An 18597-nucleotide genomic window follows, 5' to 3' on the forward strand; every position below is an offset into this window, starting at 1 on the left:
GCAAAGTTCGCCAACGATGACCGATCAGAATAAATCGTTTGAGACGTTTTTCCGTCCGAGCCGCCGCCAGATCATTTCCGGCATGGCCGCGCTCGGCACCATTGCCGCCGCGCCGCGTGGCGCATTCGCGCAAGGAGGCCCCAAGCGCGTGCCGATTCCCGATGGCGAATTCGCGCCGCTGCCGATCGCGATCCCGAATTTCACGCCTGGCACACCTGGAGATACTGAAGTTGGCGCCGGCGTCACCCAGGTCATCACCAACAATCTCAAGCGATCGGGCCTGTTCGCGCCGATCGACCAGGCCGCCTATCTCGAGAAGAACATCAACATCGACGCCGCACCGAACTTCCAGAACTGGAAGTCGGTCAACGCGCAGGCGCTGGTCACCGGACGCATGACCCGGCAGAACAACGGGCGCGTGAAGGCGGAATTCCGCCTCTGGGACGTCAATACCGGCCAGCAGCTCGCCGGCCAGCAATACGATACCTCGGCCGAATATTGGCGGCGCATCGCGCACATCATCTCCGACCAGATCTATGAGCGGCTGACCGGCGAGAAGGGCTATTTCGATACCCGCATCGTCTTCGTCGACGAGACCGGATCGAAGGAGCGCCGCGTCAAGCGGCTCGCGCTGATGGACCAGGACGGCGCCAATGTGCGCTATCTGACCCGTGGCTCGGACCTCGTGCTCACCCCGCGCTTTTCGCCATCGACCCAGGAAATCACCTATATGGAGTTCGGGCAGGGCGACCCGCGGGTCTATCTGCTTAACATCGAGACCGGCCAGCGCGAGATCGTCGGCAATTTCCCGGGCATGTCGTTCTCGCCGCGGTTCTCGCCGGACGGCCAGCGCATCATCATGAGCCTGCAGCAGGGCGGCAACTCCAATCTGTTCGTGATGGATCTGCGTTCGAAATCGATGACGCGGCTGACCGACACGCCGGCGATCGACACCTCGCCATCTTTTGCACCCGACGGAACGCGTATCTGCTTCGAGTCCGATCGTGGCGGCAAGCCGCAGATCTATGTGATGGCGACAAATGGCGGGCAGGCGCAACGCATCTCCTTTGGCGACGGCAGCTACTCGACGCCGGTGTGGTCGCCGCGCGGCGACTACATCGCGTTCACCAGGCAGGGCGGCGGCCAGTTCGCAATCGGCATCATGAAGCCCGATGGCTCGGGCGAGCGGATCCTGACCTCGGGCTATCACAATGAGGGGCCGACTTTTGCGCCGAACGGGCGCGTCGTGATGTTCTTCCGCGATCCCGGCCAGGGACCGTCGCTCTTCACCGTCGACGTTTCCGGCCGCAACGAACTGCGTGTGCCGACGCCGGGCTTCGCGTCCGATCCGGCGTGGTCGCCGCTATTGTCGTAAATTGCCGGGGGGCTTAAGCGGGTAACCATTCCCGTTAACCGGAAAATTTTTCCCAGTCCATTGAAACTAAAAGAGGATTTCTTCTGAATAAAACTCGAAACAAGGTCTTGGTAACGATATTCCCTCAGAAAGACTTCATCAGCGCCGGGTAAAACTGCACGTTACAACAGGACGTGTATGAGCAGCATGCAGCTCGCCAACCAGAGCGCGGATTCCGACCAGAAGGTGTCGCCGTCGATCTACGCGGCACTGATCGATTCGCTGTTCCAGAATCCGGCGCCCCTGTTCGCCGGTGCTGCGCTGGTGGCAATGGCGGCAGTGCTGACCGCCATGAAGACGCAGCTGCTCTGGCTCTGGCCCTGTGTCGCACTGCTGGTGATCACCGGCGCCGCCCGCGCGGTCGACATGCACTGGTACATGTCGCGCAGGTCGGTCCTGACCACCGAGGAGGTGGCGCGCTGGGATGTCCGCTATCAGATCGGCGCGATGGCCTATGCGATCGCGCTCGGCGTCTGGTGTACGGTCACGCTGCTCGGCAGCGACGATGCGGTCGCGCACATGATCTGCCTGTCCGTCACAACAGGCTATGTGGCGGCCGGCGCGGGCCGCACCTACGGCCGGCCATGGATATTCCATGTCCAGATCGCGCTCGCCTGTGGTCCGACCTCGATCGCGCTCGCGATGAAGGGAACGCCTTACTATATCGGGATGGCGATCGTGGCCGCGGTGTTCTTCCTCGCCCTGAAACAGATATCGACCAACTTGCAGCGGATCTTCGTGCAGGCGTTGGTGGCGGGCGAGCGCGAGGCCGCGCTGGCTAGCCAGTTTGACACCGCGCTGAACAACATGCCGCACGGCCTGTGCATGTTCCGCGCCGATGGCCGGCTGGCCGTCATGAATCATCGCTTTAGCGAGATGATGCAGTTGTCGGAAGATCTGGTGCAGCGCGGCGCCAGCGCGGCCGACATCATCGCAGCCTGCGTCAGCTCCGGTTCGATCTCCGATGCAAGTGGCAGGAAGATTCTCGCCGAGATCGAACACACCGAGACGCGGGACATGGTTACCAACGATCCGGACGCCACGCGCGGCCGCGCGCTGTCCTGGACGTTCCAGCCGATGACCGGCGGTGGCGCCGTCGCGCTGCTGCAGGACATCACTGAGCGGCGCAATGCAGAGGCCAGGATCAACCATCTGGCGCGCTACGACGAACTCACGGCGTTGCCCAACCGTGTCCATTTCCGGGACGAGATCGGTCGCCTCCTAGCCGGCCAGCAGGGCGCCGCGCAACTGTCGGCCCTGCTGTTCATCGACCTCGACCAATTCAAACAGGTCAACGACACGCTCGGCCATCCCTGCGGCGACCAGCTCCTCTGCGCGGTAGCCGGCCGGCTCCGCGAAATGCTGCGGCCGGAAGATTTCGTGGCGCGCTTCGGCGGCGACGAGTTCGTGGTGTTCCAGCAGGACATCAAATCACATGAGGATGCGGCCAGCCTTGCACGTCGCATCGTCGATCGGCTGAGCGAGCGCTACAAGATTCACAATCACCTGGTCGAGATCGGGGCCAGCGTCGGCATCGCCATGACCTCGCCGGGCGTCAGCGCCGACACGCTTTTGAAGAACGCCGATATGGCACTCTATCGCGCCAAGGCTGACGGGCGCGGCACGTTCTGCTTTTTCCGCGACGAGATGGCCCAGATCGTCGAAGCGCGCCGCATCCTCGAGCTCGACCTGCGCAAGGCGCTGGCGAACGAGGAGTTCGAGCTCTATTACCAGCCGCTGGTCAATCTCAAGACCGGCAGGATCACGACCTGCGAGGCGCTATTGCGCTGGAATCATCCGGTGCGCGGCACGGTCTCTCCGATCGAGATCATTCCGGTAGCGGAGGACATGGGGTTGATCGTCGATCTCGGCCGCTGGATTCTACGCAAGGCCTGTATGGAATGCATGACCTGGCCCGAATCCGTCAGCGTCGCGGTCAATTTGTCGCCGCAGCAGTTCCATCAGCGCGACGTGCTGAGCGAGGTCCGCTATGCGCTGGAGGTTTCGGGCCTGCCAGCGCGACGTCTTGAGATCGAGATCACCGAGTCCTCACTGTTGCGCAATACGCAAGTGACGCACGACGTGCTGTCGCAGCTGCATGCGCTGGGTGTACGGATCTCGCTCGACGATTTCGGCACCGGCTATTCGAGTCTGAGCTATCTGCACAACTTCCCCTTGCAGAAGGTCAAGATCGACCGCTCGTTCCTCGAAGGTATCGATACCGACCGCCCGCTGACGCTGCTGCGCGGCGTGGCGCGGCTGTCGGCCGATCTCGGCATGTTGGTCGTGGTCGAGGGCATCGAGACCAACGAGCAGCTCGAGCTGGTCGGCGCCGATGGTGCGGTCACCGAGGCGCAGGGCTATCTATTCAGCCGCCCCGTTCCTGCGGTGCGCATCCGCCAGTTGTTGAAGGCTTCCCACAGCCGCCATACCGACGATCAGCCGTTCGTGGTTGCCTCGCGTTCGATCGCCTGAGATCACCCGATACCGTAGTCTTACCGGCGTACCGACGCATGGTCGGCGTACAAGCCGTGCGCGTAGCGGTTAACCGTAATGCCGCGATCGCTTTGCACACCAGTTAAGAAGCTGTTAATTTATTCAAATGCGCGTAAAGGTTTACCGCGCGCAAAAGTTGTGTGTGCTGGTGATAGTTTTTTGGAGTAGCCCATGAGGTCCGCAGCCGAAGCCATCAAGCCGGCTACAGGACGGCTTGCGGACCCGCTGGATCGAGTCGATTACCGTCTCGCCGAGACCCCTGAGGAAAAGGACGAGATCTACCGACTCCGCTATCGCGCCTATCTCCGTGAAGGCGCAATCCAGCCTTCGGCCGACGAGCGCGTCGTCGATCAATATGAGGACGCTCCGAACGCCTGGACGTTTGGCGTGTACGTTCACGGCGAACTCTACAGCTCTATCCGGATCAGCGTGCTGACGTCCGAGTGGCGGATGTCGCCCTCAGTTGAGCTGTTCGGCGACGTGCTTCATCCCAAGCTCGATCAGGGCCTCGTCTTCATCGATTCAACGCGCTTTGTCGCCGACCCTGAAAAGGCGCGGAATTTTCCGGAACTGCCTTATGTCACGGTGCGGCTCGGGTCGACTGCCGGCGTTCACTTCAATGCGGACTACGGGTTGGCCATCGTTCGTGCCGAGCACATGGCGTTCTACCGTCGGGTATTCCTGCACGAGGTCTGGTCCCAGCCCCGCCTCTATCCGGGCCTGGTCAAGCCGGTCGGATTGATGGCCGCACACCTGCCGAACGTGTCTGAGCGGGTGCTCGCCCGCTATCCGTTCCTGCGCTCGAGCGCGTTCGAACGAAGGATGCTGTTCGAGCGGGGGCGGGGTCAATCTGGTACCACTGATGTCCGGCCCTCCTTCGCGCAAGCGTCGATCGTTCCAAGTTCCTGAATAGTCCGGCTTCGCCCGAACTGTCGCTGAAGTCCCGCACTCTGCGCCGATTCTTCCCGGTAAAGCCGGGAAATCGGCGATTCCGGCGGCCTCCGCGCTTGTCTTCACCCTCGCGCCACATTTACAACCCATTAACCATCGGGGGCGCTTTTCGCCGTTCGTCCGCATTTGATCGGGTCTGGCAAGGTCCCATCAAGGTTGACGGAACGTTCGCTTAACCATCGCCCTGTAGATCGGATGAGAGTTCGAGAACGTGAGCGTGGAGGCTCCGGGAATGAAATATCAGATGCGAATCCTCCAGGGATTGAAGCTCGCCGCGGTGGTGGCGGTCGCGCTATCGATGGGTGCATGCGCCAAGAATAATCTCGGCGCCGATGGCGCGATGGCGAACGCGGCGACCCCGGGCAGCCAGCAGGATTTCGTCGTGAACGTCGGCGACCGTGTTTTCTTCGAGAGCGACCAGACCGACCTGACCCCGCAGGCGATCGCGACCCTGGACAAGCAGGCGCAGTGGCTGCAGAGCTACAACCGTTACAGCTTTACCATCGAAGGCCATGCCGACGAGCGCGGCACACGTGAATACAATATCGCGCTCGGTGCGCGTCGCGCCCAGGCGGTTCGCTCCTATCTCGCCTCGCGCGGCATCGATCCGAGCCGGATGCGCACCATCTCCTACGGCAAGGAACGTCCGGTGGCGGTCTGCAACGACATCTCCTGCTGGTCGCAGAACCGCCGCGCCGTGACGGTGCTGAACGCGAGTTCGTGAGCTTTCGAAAACTCTGCGATTTGCCGCCGGCGCCGAGAGGCGCCGGTTTTGTTTGAACGTTGATTTGCTTCAGTCACAATTCCGGCGTACTCCCTGCCTCAGTGTGGTTCCGCGTCGATTTTCGTCGTCAGGGCAAGATGTCATCCAGATTTCTTACAGTTGCACGCGCCGCGGCGGTTGCCGCGGGACTGGCCATTTCCGCACCGGCCTTCGCACAATCCGACGATGCCGACCTCGAAATGCGGGTCCAGCACCTGGAGAACCAGCTTCGGCAGCTGACCGGCCAGAACGAGGAACTGCAGTATCGTAACCGCCAGTTGGAGGAGCGCCTGCGTCAGCTCGGCGCTGCGCCGTCCGGCCCCGGCGGCCAGCCCCAGGCTGCCCAGCCCGGCGTCGCCGCCATGCCTCCGGCCGCACAGCCTGCACAGTCCTACCCGCCGCAAGGCGGCCAGCCGTCCTATGGACAGCCGCAACAGGGCTATGGGCAACCGCAGCCGGGTTACAGGCAATCGCAGGGCGGCTACGACCAGACCCAGATCGCAGCTCCCGCTCCAATCGTTCAGGAGCCGGCAGCGCCAGCGGCGGGAGGGCGCCGCGGCCGTGGCGATGCCTTCGATCCCAACCAGAACCCGAACGCCCCGGGGGCGCCGCGCGCACTCGGCGGCGGCCAGATGCCGATGTCACCGGATGCTGCGGTCGGCGCGACCGGCGGACGTAGCGCCGGCGAACCGCTCGACCTCGGCAACACCAGCCCACGCAATGCCGGCGCACCGGCGGGGGGTGCCGCCACCGCCGCACTGACCACCTTGCCGCCATCGGCGACATCGAAGGACGAGTTCGATCTTGGCATCGGCTATATGCAGCGCAGGGACTATGCGCTCGCCGAGGAAACCATGCGGAATTTCTCGCAGAAATATCCGAGCGACCCCTTGATCCCGGATGCGCAATATTGGCTCGGCGAGAGCTACTTTCAGCGTCAGCAGTATCGTGACGCCGCCGAGTCCTTCCTCGGCGTGACCACGAAGTTCGACAAGTCGGCCAAGGCGCCGGACGCACTGCTGCGGCTTGGCCAATCACTGGCGGCGCTGAAGGAGAAGGAAGCCGCCTGCGCCGCGCTCGGCGAAGTGACGCGGAAATATCCGCGGGCTTCCACGGGCGTCAAAGCTGCCGTCGATCGTGAGCAGAAGCGGATCAAGTGCTAAACCGGTGACGCAGGAGCCGATCGGCTCCGCGACCAATGGCACCGCCATGTCCGATGACAGCAGCGCGATTTCCGCGACCGAAGCCAAACGTCTGTTAGACGACTGGAAGCGCGCGCCAGCGATTGTTCTGGCCGTGTCCGGCGGTCCCGACTCGGTGGCGTTGATGTGGCTCGCGGTGCGCTGGCGCCGGACACTGAAGCAGGGGCCGCGGCTGATTGCAGTCACTGTCGACCACGGCCTGCGCCGGGAGGCCGCGCGCGAAGCGCGTGAGGTCAAGCGCCTTGCGGGCACGCTCGATCTGCCCCATCGGACGTTGCGCTGGACCGGGACCAAGCCGAACAGCGGCCTGCCGGAGGCGGCACGCGAGGCGCGCTATCGCCTGCTGGCCGAAGCGGCCCGCGCGAGCGGGGCGACGCATATCCTCACGGCCCACACCCGCGACGACCAGGCCGAAACGCTTCTGATGCGGCTGCTGCGCGGCAGCGGCATCGCCGGCCTCGCCGCGATGGCGCGCGAGACCGAGCGCGAAGGGGTGAGATTGGCGCGGCCGCTGCTCGCTGTTCCAAAGGCGCGGCTGATCGCTACCCTGGAGAAAGCCAGGATCGGTTATGCGGTCGATCCGACCAATCGTGACACTGCGTTCACGCGTCCGCGGCTGCGCGCGCTGATGCCGGCACTGGCTGCAGAGGGCGGCGCTGCCCGGAACCTGGCGCGGCTGGCAGCGCGGCTCGCTCGGGCCAATGCCGCGGTGGAAGTGCTGGCTGATGGTGCCGAGCGTTACCTTGCGCTGCGCGATGGCAATGCGGCGCGCCCCGGATTCGATGCCGGGGCCTTTGTGGCCCTTCCCGAGGAGGTCCGGCTGCGCCTGCTCAAGCGCGCGATCGACCGCGTGGGCCATGAGGGGCCGGCCGAACTGGGCAAGATCGAGGCCCTGCTGGCCGCACTCGATCAGGCGGTGACGCAGAGGGCGGGCAAGCTGAAGCAGACGCTCGCCGGCGCGGTCATTGGGCTCGCCAATGGGCGGATCCGGGTCGAGCCGGCACCGCCGCGCAGGAGCCGGGCCCGCTGATATTCAGGCGAATAGGAAAATTCCCATCATATCCGCTTAACTACCCCCGAAAAACCCGGATCTTTGCGCCATTATTTGACCGGGAATCGGGCTAGGATGCGCTAAATAGTCCTGTGCAGTTCCCTTGGCATATACTCCCGTGGCACCTAAATTGTATGCAGTCGCTAAGGGGGATTCCCAGGGATATCCTGAAGTGCCCTGCCTGAGGCCGCCCGAGGATAGTTTTGAGGCCGCGATCCGCGCGACCACGAAGGAAGATCAATGAACGCCAATCTGCGGAATTTCGCCCTCTGGGTCATTATCGTCTTGCTGCTGTTGGCGTTGTTTACGCTCTTCCAGAACCCGGGTCAGCGCGCGTCCTCGCAGGACATCTCGTTCTCGCAGCTCCTCAGCGAAGTCGACCAGGGCCATGTCCGTGACGTCGTGATCCAGGGGCCGGAAATCCATGGCACCTTCACCAACGGCTCGAGCTTCCAGACCTATGCGCCGAACGATCCGACGCTGGTGAAGCGCCTCTATGACGGCAAGGTGCAGATCACCGCGAAGCCGCCGGGCGACAACGTGCCGTGGTTCGTTTCGCTCCTGGTCTCCTGGCTTCCCTTCATCGCGCTGATCGGCGTGTGGATCTTCCTGTCGCGGCAGATGCAGGGCGGCGCCGGCAAGGCGATGGGCTTCGGCAAGTCGCGCGCCAAGATGCTGACAGAGGCGCATGGCCGGGTGACGTTCGAGGACGTCGCCGGCGTCGACGAGGCCAAGCAGGACCTGCAGGAGATCGTCGAATTCCTGCGCGACCCCGGCAAATTCCAGCGTTTGGGCGGACGCATTCCGCGCGGCGTGTTGCTGGTCGGCCCTCCCGGCACCGGTAAGACGCTGATCGCGCGTGCGGTCGCGGGCGAAGCCAACGTGCCGTTCTTCACCATTTCCGGCTCTGACTTCGTCGAGATGTTCGTCGGCGTCGGTGCATCGCGCGTGCGCGACATGTTCGAGCAGGCGAAGAAGAACGCGCCTTGCATCATCTTCATCGACGAAATCGACGCGGTCGGCCGCCATCGTGGCGCCGGCCTCGGCGGCGGCAATGACGAGCGCGAGCAGACGCTGAACCAGTTGCTGGTCGAGATGGACGGCTTCGAGGCCAATGAGGGCGTGATCCTGATCGCCGCCACCAACCGGCCCGACGTGCTCGATCCGGCGCTGCTGCGGCCCGGCCGCTTCGACCGTCAGGTCGTGGTGCCGAACCCTGACGTCGTCGGCCGCGAGCAGATCCTGAAGGTTCACGTCCGCAAGGTGCCGCTGGCGCCCGATATCAACCTGAAGACCATCGCACGCGGCACCCCGGGCTTTTCGGGTGCCGACTTGATGAACCTCGTCAACGAGGCCGCGCTGACCGCCGCCCGCCGTAACAAGCGGATGGTGACGCAGGCCGAGTTCGAAGAGGCCAAGGACAAGGTGATGATGGGCGCCGAGCGCAAGTCGCTCGTTATGACCGAGGAAGAGAAGCTTCTGACCGCCTATCACGAAGGCGGCCACGCGATCGTCGGCCTCAACGTCGTCGCCACCGACCCGATCCACAAGGCGACCATCATTCCGCGCGGCCGTGCACTCGGCATGGTCATGCAATTGCCGGAGCGCGACAAACTGTCGATGTCGCTGGAGCAGATGACCTCGCGTCTCGCGATCATGATGGGCGGACGCGTCGCGGAAGAACTGGTGTTCGGCCGCGAGAAGGTCACCTCGGGCGCGGCCTCCGACATCGAGCAGGCGACACGTCTGGCGCGCATGATGGTGACCCGCTGGGGCCTGTCGGAACAGCTCGGCACCGTCTCCTATGGCGAGAACCAGGATGAAGTGTTCCTGGGCATGTCGGTGTCGCGCACCCAGAACGCCTCGGAGGCGACAGTCCAGAAGATCGACTCCGAGATCAAGCGCCTGGTCGAGGAAGGCTACAACGAGGCGACGCGAATCCTCACCGAGAAGCGCGCCGATCTCGAAGCACTGGCGAAAGGCCTGCTCGAGTTCGAGACGCTGACCGGCGACGAGATCGTTGATCTCTTGAAGGGTAAGAAGCCGAACCGCGAGTCCGTGCTCGAGCCGACCACGCCACGTGCCTCCGCCGTGCCGCCTGCCGGCAAGTCGCGTCCGCGCCCGGATCCGGAGCCCGGCCTGGAGCCGCAGCCGCAGGCGTAAGCGCGATCAGAGAGCAAGACGTACAGAAGCCCGGCCTAGTGCCGGGCTTTTGCTTTGGCGATTGCTCCACACTCCATCGTCGTCCCGGGCTTGCGTGCCGCGGCGAAGCCCCTTGGGCGTAGCTGGGGCCCGGGACTCATTCCACAGGCGGCTGTCGTGGCGCGAGCAAGCCGTTGTAGCGGAGCACACTGTAAACGCCTGTGGTTATGGGTCCTTCTTCGCAATGATGTTGCAACCGCCTGCATATCGTCATGCGGTCCCGGGCGTGCCGAGATGCCGGTCCAACATCTGCTCCGGTGTCTCGACGACCTCAATCCTCTCGCCATCGCCACCGACGAAGGCGAGTACGGTGCGCTCGCCGTCGCGCCACATGCTGCCGACGAGCGCGATATTGATGTGAATGGGCTGCTCCGTCTCGAACCTTGTGCATTGAATCCAGAAGCGCATGGCGTTCTCCTCTTCGAGCCGCCGCAGGATAAGAGACGGGGCGGCGCTGTCTAGCCAAGCGACCGCAATTCGCGGGCGGCGGCGACCATGTTGGCGAGCGCCGGGCGCACCTCTTCCCACTTGCGGGTCTTCAAGCCGCAGTCGGGGTTGATCCAGATCTGCGCGTCGGAGAGCCGCTCTCTTGCGAGCTTGAGGAGGTCGGTGATCTCGCCAATGTCAGGCACGCGCGGTGAATGGATATCGTAGACGCCGGGACCGATTTCGTTCGGGTAGCGGTAGTTCCGGAAGGCGTCGAGCAATTCCATTTTCGAGCGCGAGGTCTCGATCGAAATGACATCGGCGTCCATCGCCGCGATGGCGTCGATGATGTCGTTGAACTCGGAGTAGCACATATGGGTGTGGATCTGGGTCTCGTCCTGCACGCCGGAGGAACAGATGCGGAAACTATCGACCGCCCAATCGAGATAGGTCTTCCATTCCGACCTGCGCAGCGGCAGGCCTTCCCGCAGTGCTGCTTCGTCGATCTGGATCATGCCGGCGCCGGCCATCTCGAGATCGAGCACCTCATCGCGGATCGCGAGCGCGATCTGTCGGCACACGTCGCTGCGCGGCAGGTCATCGCGGACGAAGGACCAGTTCAGGATGGTCACGGGGCCGGTCAACATCGCCTTCACCGGCTTTGCCGTCAGTGACTGCGCGAATTGCCACCATTCGACCGTCATCGGCTGCGGTCGTGAGACGTCGCCATAGAGGATCGGCGGCCGGACGCAGCGCGAGCCATAGGACTGCACCCAGCCGAGCTCGGTGAAGGCGAAGCCGGAAAGCTGCTCGCCAAAATACTGCACCATGTCGTTGCGCTCGAACTCGCCATGGACCAGGACGTCGAGCCCGATATTCTCCTGCCAACGGATGGCGCGCGCGGTCTGATGCTGCAGATAGGTCTTGTATGCGGTATCGCTGAGTGCGCCATTGGCATGTGCGGCGCGTGCGTTTCTGACATCGGTTGTCTGCGGGAAGGAGCCGATGGTCGTGGTCGGGAAGCGTGGCAGATTGAACCGCTCGCGCTGCACCTCGGCACGCTCGGCGAACCGGCTGGCACGATGGCGCATGCCGCCATCGATGGCGGCGAGACGCCGGGCAACCTTGGCATCGTGAATCCGCGGTGAGGTCTTGCGCGCGGCCGCGGCGGCATCGGACGCTCGGATCGCTTCGGACGCATGGGCCCGGCCACTTCCAAGCGCCGCGCCCAGCGCGGCAAGCTCTTCGAGCTTCTGCACCGAGAATGAAAGCCAGGTCTTCACCTCGGGATCGAGCTTGGTTTCCAGGGCGAGATCGATGGGTACATGAAGCAGCGAGCAGGATGGCGCGATCTGAATGCGCTCCTTGCCGAGCTTTGCGACGACGGGCCCAAGCTGATCGAGGATCCGGCTCAGATCTGCGCGCCAGACGTTGCGGCCGTCGATCACGCCGAGCGACAGCACCCGTTCTTTCGGAACGTCGATGAGCTCGCCGAGCTGCTGGGGCGCGCGCACGAGATCGAGATGCAGGCCGGCGACCGGAAGATCAAACGCGACCGCACGATTGCCGCCGAGCCCGCCGAAATAGGTCGCCAGCATGATCCTGATGTCCGGCACCGCTTTGGCGATTTCGGAATAGGCGCGCCGTAGGGCTTGCTGCGCGGCGGCGTCCAGATCAAGCACGAGACAGGGCTCGTCGATCTGCACCCATTCCGCACCGCGGGCAGCGAGTTCGCGCAATAGTTCGATATAGACCGGCAGGAGCCTGTCGAGCAGCGACAGCGTGTCGAAATGCGGTTCCTTGGACTTGGCCAGTTTCAGGAACGTGACCGGGCCGACCAGCACGGGGCGGGTCTGATAACCCAGCGCCTTCGCCTCCTCATACTCTTCGATCGGCTTGCGCGATGAGAGTGCAAAATACTGGTTCTTGCGAAGCTCCGGCACCATGTAGTGATAGTTGGTGTCGAACCATTTCGTCATTTCGAGCGCCGCCACGCCATGTGCGTGATGGGCATGTCCGCAGGCCTCGTCATGCGCGTCGGCCTTGGCGCCACGCGCCATCGCGAAGTAGGTCGCAAGCGGCACCGCGCCGCCGGTCCAGCCATAGCTTTCCGGGATAGCGCCGACCATTGCGCAGGTGTCGAGCACCTGATCGTAGAACGAGAAATCGTTCGACGGGATCACGGTGATACCGAGCTTCTTCTGCCGCGCCCAATTGGCCGCGCGCAGCCCGACGCCGGTTTCGATCAGCGTCTTTTCGTCTGACGCGCCGGACCAGAAGCGTTCCAGCGCGAATTTCAGTTCACGGCGCGGACCGATCCGCGGCGTGCCGAGGGACGCAACAACAAGTGAAGTGGAAGATATTGGCTTAACCCCATGAGTTGGGGGCAAAGGCCGTAGTGACACGTCTGGATTCCCTGCGCGAGGTGCGCACGGAATCGCAACCGCACCACCGGGACACCCCGCCCGAGGACGTGTATGTTGTCGAGGCAGGTCTCCTGGCTCGCGGGTCGTTGCTGCGGTCCGGCCTTCCCGAAGCTTTGCAGGCTTCAGTGGCAATTGTGGACCGCGGCTCGCCGCTTACAGTTGCGGGGGCAGCTCCGGCTTTACACCGGCTTCCCTCTTAGCTCCGGAAAAGATCTCTCCGAAGAACCACGACGCGTTCACTTACTGGCAAGATCGCGCGAACGTCAACTCGGCTGACATCACGTGCGCGTGGAGCCGGTTGTTCACAGCGCCAACGGTATCGACCGGAATTTTTGCGCTTCGCCCATACGTCCCATTGACACCATTCCCCAAATCGCACCAGATGTAGCTGTCACGGTCCATCATAACGCAAGGAATGGTGGCTAAGAGGGAAGCTGGTGATCGCGCCTTTCTCGCGAGAATCCAGCGCTGCCCCCGCAACTGTAAGCAGTGAGTTGCTCCCGATTTTAGACGTCACTGATGCGGCATCGCATTGGGAAGACGGGGAGTGACGCCGACCTGCGAGCCAGGAGACCTGCCGCGACAGCAAATAACGTCCACGGGCGGGGTGTCCCGGCGGCCGCTTGCAGGCTCATGCCGGTACGCCGCCGGCATCATCACGCAGCGTCGCCTCCGGCATCCGGCCCCAGCAACATCACGGGGTCTGCAAGATGTCACTCTCTCTCGATCGCGAAACCACCGCGTCACCTCTCATCCACCTGCGCCCCGAATCAATCGCGGCGCCGGAAGCACGGCTGCCGATGCAGGTGATTCGCCGCAATGGCGCGGTGTCGCAATTCGATGCCGGTAAGATCTCGGTGGCGATGACCAAGGCCTTCCTTGCGGTCGAGGGGAATACGGCGGCTGCGTCGCGCCGCGTGCACGAAGCGGTCGAGGAATTGACCGCCGAAGTCGTCGGCGCGCTGTCGCGCCGGATGAGCGAAGGCCGCACCTTTCATATCGAGGACATCCAGGACCAGGTTGAACTGGCATTGATGCGCAGCGGCCATCACAAGGTGGCGCGCGCCTATGTGCTCTATCGCGAGGAGCGGGCGCGGCAGCGCGCCGAACAGCAGGCAACTAAATCCGCAACGGCATCGAGCGGGCCAATCGTCCACGTCACGCTCGCGGACGGCAGCAAGGTGCCGCTCGACCATGCGCGGCTGGCGATGATCGTCGGCGAGGCCTGCGCGGGGCTCGACGGTGTCGACGCTGCGCCTGTCGTCGGGGAAATCCAGCGCAATCTCTATGACGGCATCAGCCAGGAGGAACTCGCGCTCGCCAGCGTGATGGCGGCGCGTACGCTGGTCGAGCAGGAGCCGAACTACGCCTATGTCAGCGCGCGCCTCTTGCTCGACAAGCTCCGCACTGAAGTGCTGTCCTTCGTGCAGGGCGCGCCAACGAAAGCGTCGCAGGCGGACATGGCGGTGCGCTATGGCGAATATTTTCCGGCCTATATCAAGACCGGCATCAGCGCCGAATTGCTCGATCCCGAACTCGGCCGCTTCGACCTGAACAAGCTGGCCGCGGCACTGAAGCCGGAGCGCGATCTTGCGTTCCAGTTCTTAGGGCTGCAGACGCTTTATGATCGCTATTTCCTGCATGTCCGCGGCCACCGGATTGAATTGCCGCAAGCGTTCTTCATGCGCGTCGCCATGGGGCTTGCACTGCGCGAGATCGACCGGGAGGCGCGCGCGATCGAGTTCTACAATCTCCTGTCCTCCTTCGACTTCATGGCGTCGACGCCGACGCTCTTCAATTCCGGCACGCTGCGGCCGCAATTGTCGTCCTGCTTCCTCACCACCGTTCCCGACGATCTCGACGGCATCTTCAAGTCGATCAAGGACAATGCGCTGCTCGCCAAGTATTCCGGCGGCCTCGGCAATGACTGGACGCGGGTGCGCGGGCTGGGCGCCCATATCAAGGGCACCAATGGCGAGAGCCAGGGCGTCGTGCCGTTCCTTAAAGTCGCCAACGACACCGCGATTGCCGTCAACCAGGGCGGAAAACGCAAGGGCGCGGTCTGTGCCTATATCGAGACCTGGCATATCGACGTCGAAGAATTCCTCGACCTGCGCAAGAACACCGGCGACGACCGCCGCCGCACCCACGACATGAATACCGCCAACTGGGTGCCTGATCTCTTCATGCAGCGCGTCGAGGCCGACGGCGAATGGACGCTGTTCTCGCCGGACGAGACGCCCGATCTGCACGATCTCTACGGCAAGGCCTTTGCCGAGCGCTACGCGTCCTATGAAGACAAGGCCGCGCGCGGCGAGATGCGGGTATTCAAGAAGATCCGTGCCGTTGATCTCTGGCGCAAGATGCTGACCATGCTGTTCGAGACCGGGCATCCCTGGATCACCTTCAAGGACCCCTGCAATTTGCGCTCACCGCAGCGCCACGCCGGCGTGATCCATTCCTCCAATCTCTGCACCGAGATCACGCTCAACACTTCGGACGAGGAGACCGCGGTCTGCAATCTCGGCTCGATCAACCTGCTCAATCACGTCGGCGAGCGCGGGCTCGATACGGCCAGGCTGAAGCGGACGGTCGCGACCGCGATGCGCATGCTCGACAACGTCATCGACATCAATTTCTACACCATTCCCGAGGCGCGGCGCTCCAACCTGCGGCATCGGCCGGTCGGCCTCGGGTTGATGGGATTCCAGGATGCGCTGCAGGTGCTGCGGATTCCGCTTGCGTCCGACGCGGCTGTCGCCTTCGCCGATAGCAGCATGGAGGCGATCGCTTATCACGCGATCTCGGCTTCCGTCGATCTCGCCGCCGAGCGCGGTCGTTACCCATCGTTCGAGGGATCGCTGTGGAGCCGGGGCATCCTGCCGATCGATTCGATCGAGCTGCTGGCGGAAGCGCGCGGTGACGTCGCGATGGACCGCTCGCGCACATTGGACTGGGACGGCCTGCGCGAGCGCGTCAAGACGGTCGGCATGCGCAATTCCAATGTGATGGCGATCGCGCCGACGGCGACCATCTCCAACATCTGCGGCGTGGCGCAGTCGATCGAGCCCGCCTACCAGAACCTCTATGTCAAATCCAACATGTCCGGCGATTTCACCGTCGTGAACGCCTTCCTGGTCCGCGACCTCAAGGCGCGCGGCTTGTGGGACGAGGTGATGGTCAGTGATCTCAAATATTTCGATGGCAGCTTAGGTGCGATCGACCGTATCTCTGATGATCTCAAGGCGCTCTATGCGACCGCGTTCGAGATCGACAGCGCCTGGCTGATCGAGGCGGCGGCGCGGCGGCAGAAATGGATCGACCAGTCGCAGTCGCTCAACCTCTATATCGCCAACCCCTCCGGCAAGAAACTCGATGCGCTGTATCGCCTGGCCTGGCAGCGCGGCCTCAAGACGACCTATTACCTGCGCTCGCGCAGCGCCACCCATGTCGAGAAGTCGACGCTGAAGGGCACCGACGGCAAGCTCAACGCAGTCAGCGTAGCTCCTGCGATGTCCAGCGCACCGGACTTGTCCGGCGCAATCGCGTGCTCGATCGACAATCCCGAATGTGAAGCCTGCCAGTGAGCAGCGGAATAAGGAATAACGCCATGCTCGACTGGTCAGAGCCCGCTACGACCCCGCGCCACGCGGTCCCCGTCATGAACGTCGCCGCAGCCGGCAACCAGACCGGCTTAGGTGCGATCGATCGCCATGGCAGCCGCGTCTCGGTCGACGACAAGCGCATGATCAACTGCCGCGCCGACGTCAATCAATTGCTGCCGCTGAAGTACAAATGGGCGTGGGAGAAATATCTCGCCGCCTGCAACAATCACTGGATGCCGACGGAGGTCTCGATGCAGGCCGACATCGCGCTGTGGAAGTCGCGCGACGGCCTGACCGAAGATGAGCGGCGCGCGATCAAGCGCAATCTCGGCTTCTTCGCGGCGTCCGAAAGCCTCGTCGCCAACAACATCGTGCTCGCGATCTATCGCCATCTGACCAATCCAGAATGCCGGCAGTATCTGTTGCGGCAGGCGTTCGAGGAGGCCGTGCACAGCCACACCTTCCAGTACATCGTCGAGAGCTTGGGGCTCGATGAGGGCGAGCTGTTCAACATGTACCGGGAGGTGCCGTCGATCACTGATAAGGCGGCGTGGGCGCTGAAACATACGCAGCATCTCGACGATCCCGACTTCAGGACCGGGACGCCGGAAGCAGACCGGGCGTTCCTGCGCGACCTCGTCGCTTTCTACGTCATCTTCGAAGGCATGTGGTTCTACACCGGCTTCGCGCAGATCCTCTCGCTTGGCCGGCGCAACAAAATGATCGGGATCGCCGAGCAATACCAGTACATCCTGCGCGATGAATCCATCCACCTGAACTTCGGCATCGACGTCATCAACCAGATCCGAATCGAGAATCCGCATCTTTGGACGAAGCCCTTCCAGGAGGAGATTCGCGACATGGTGCGGACGGCGGCCGAGCTCGAAGCGGCCTATGGACGGGACACCATGCCGCGCGGTTTTCTCGGACTGAACGCGGCACTTTGTGAAACCTACATGCACTTCATCGCCAATCGCCGTTGCGCCCAGCTTGGGCTCGCGCCGGTATTCGATGAAGCCGACAACCCCTTCCCCTGGATGTCGGAGGCGATGGACCTGAAGAAGGAGAAGAATTTCTTCGAGACCCGCGTGATCGAGTACCAGAACGGGGGTGCCTTAAGCTGGGAGTAACCAAGGTCGCTGGGCCGGGACCCCTCCTTTTTGTGCATTCCAGAAGGCACAAATCCGTCTTGCCAGACGCCATGAATAGGTGTTCAGCTTTTGCAGCGATCTGCGCTCGATCGCCTAAAATAGTGAAGTCTCGTTCGGCCGATCCCGAGCCGGCGGGAGTTTGGGGACGGGAACTGCGCCATGGTCTATCGGCGAACCCATCAGGTGGTAAAGCGGCTGGCCGCCCGGCGCAGCGCCATTTTAGCGGCGGCGCGCGAGGCGGCGGCGGACGGCGGCATGGCTGCGGTGCAGATCGCGCCGGTGGCGGTCCGCGCCCATGTCGCGGCGGGAACCGTCTACCGCTATTTCCCGTCCAAGGCCGACCTGATCTCCGAACTGATCGCCGAGGTCTCGCGCGACGAGCTCGCCGCGATTCGCCGGGCCGCGGATGCCGCGCCCGGGCCGTCCTCGGCGCTGGCCGCCGCGGTCACCACGGTTGCCGTCCATGTGCTGTCGCAGCGCAAGCTCGCCTGGGGCATCCTGGCCGAGCCTGTCGATGTCGATGTCACCGCCTCGCGGCTGGCCAGCCGGCGCGAGATCGCCGGTGAGATCGCCATCCGAATCGATGCCGCGGTGCGCGCCGGCCATCTGCCGGCGCAGGATACCGCGCTTGCCGCCACCGCGCTGCTCGGCGCGCTGCATGAGTCGCTGGTCGGACCGCTGGCGCCCGACAATCTCGATGATCCCGTCAAGCTGCGCGACGCCGTGCAAACCGTGACGCTACTCGCACTGCGCGCCGTCGGCGTCATGGACGCCCGCGCCCGCGGCCTCGTGGTGCAGGCCACCACGCCCGCGAAGGCGCTGGTGGGGGCCTAAGGGCGTTTGCCATCTCTCTACCGTCATCCGGGGCGTCCGAAGGACGAGCCCGGAATCCATTTCTCCGCCTACGCCG

12 protein-coding genes and 2 riboswitches are annotated in these 18597 nt (G+C 63.6%); of the genes, 10 read left to right on the forward strand and 2 right to left on the reverse strand.

All coding sequences use genetic code 11. The features are described from left to right. The first annotated feature begins 82 nt into the window (after positions 1–82). From tolB to ftsH, 7 genes are all read left to right on the forward strand, one after another. A complete protein-coding gene (tolB, locus tag AC5ZG1_RS25015; RefSeq protein ID WP_496134380.1) occupies positions 83–1375 on the forward strand; it encodes a Tol-Pal system beta propeller repeat protein TolB in 1293 nt (430 codons plus the stop codon). A gap of 186 nt (positions 1376–1561) precedes the next feature. Then, positions 1562–3889, forward strand: coding sequence for a putative bifunctional diguanylate cyclase/phosphodiesterase (locus AC5ZG1_RS25020; RefSeq protein ID WP_496134381.1), 2328 nt, complete (start codon positions 1562–1564; stop codon positions 3887–3889). 192 nt (positions 3890–4081) lie between these two features. Then, positions 4082–4819, forward strand: a complete 738-nt coding sequence (locus AC5ZG1_RS25025) for an N-acyl amino acid synthase FeeM domain-containing protein (protein WP_130230745.1) — start codon at positions 4082–4084, stop codon at positions 4817–4819. Between the two features lie 274 nt (positions 4820–5093). Then, positions 5094–5585: a peptidoglycan-associated lipoprotein Pal gene (pal, locus tag AC5ZG1_RS25030; RefSeq protein WP_028163665.1), complete on the forward strand. Its 492-nt coding sequence runs from the start codon at positions 5094–5096 to the stop codon at positions 5583–5585. Between the two features lie 137 nt (positions 5586–5722). Next, entirely contained in the window at positions 5723–6787 is a 1065-nt protein-coding gene (gene ybgF / locus AC5ZG1_RS25035) for a tol-pal system protein YbgF (protein WP_496134356.1), read from the forward strand. Positions 6788–6833: 46 nt separating this feature from the next. Beyond that, positions 6834–7856, forward strand: a complete 1023-nt coding sequence (tilS, locus tag AC5ZG1_RS25040) for a tRNA lysidine(34) synthetase TilS (protein WP_496134382.1) — start codon at positions 6834–6836, stop codon at positions 7854–7856. A gap of 261 nt (positions 7857–8117) precedes the next feature. Beyond that, a complete protein-coding gene (gene ftsH, locus AC5ZG1_RS25045; RefSeq protein ID WP_496134357.1) occupies positions 8118–10040 on the forward strand; it encodes an ATP-dependent zinc metalloprotease FtsH in 1923 nt (640 codons plus the stop codon). Positions 10041–10289: 249 nt separating this feature from the next. On the opposite strand, the gene AC5ZG1_RS25050 is transcribed toward ftsH, so the two are convergent. After that, the gene (locus tag AC5ZG1_RS25050) at positions 10290–10487 is read right to left on the reverse strand and encodes a hypothetical protein (RefSeq protein ID WP_028163661.1); all 198 of its coding nucleotides are present in this window, start codon (positions 10485–10487) and stop codon (positions 10290–10292) included. 50 nt (positions 10488–10537) lie between these two features. After that, complete coding sequence (gene metE / locus AC5ZG1_RS25055) at positions 10538–12868, reverse strand: 5-methyltetrahydropteroyltriglutamate--homocysteine S-methyltransferase (protein ID WP_496134383.1); 2331 nt, start codon at positions 12866–12868, stop codon at positions 10538–10540. Positions 12869–12975: 107 nt separating this feature from the next. Then, a riboswitch (cobalamin riboswitch) is annotated at positions 12976–13176 on the reverse strand. Between the two features lie 132 nt (positions 13177–13308). Continuing rightward, positions 13309–13527: riboswitch (cobalamin riboswitch) on the forward strand. Between the two features lie 114 nt (positions 13528–13641). On the opposite strand from metE, the gene AC5ZG1_RS25060 reads away from it, so the two are divergent. From AC5ZG1_RS25060 to AC5ZG1_RS25070, 3 genes are all read left to right on the forward strand, one after another. Next, a complete protein-coding gene (locus tag AC5ZG1_RS25060; protein ID WP_496134358.1) occupies positions 13642–16518 on the forward strand; it encodes a ribonucleoside-diphosphate reductase subunit alpha in 2877 nt (958 codons plus the stop codon). 23 nt (positions 16519–16541) lie between these two features. After that, complete coding sequence (locus AC5ZG1_RS25065) at positions 16542–17666, forward strand: ribonucleotide-diphosphate reductase subunit beta (protein WP_496134359.1); 1125 nt, start codon at positions 16542–16544, stop codon at positions 17664–17666. A gap of 180 nt (positions 17667–17846) precedes the next feature. Continuing rightward, positions 17847–18521, forward strand: coding sequence for a TetR/AcrR family transcriptional regulator (locus AC5ZG1_RS25070; protein ID WP_028163657.1), 675 nt, complete (start codon positions 17847–17849; stop codon positions 18519–18521). The last annotated feature ends 76 nt before the right edge of the window (positions 18522–18597 follow it).

Source organism: Bradyrhizobium sp. Leo78 (assembly GCF_059512425.1).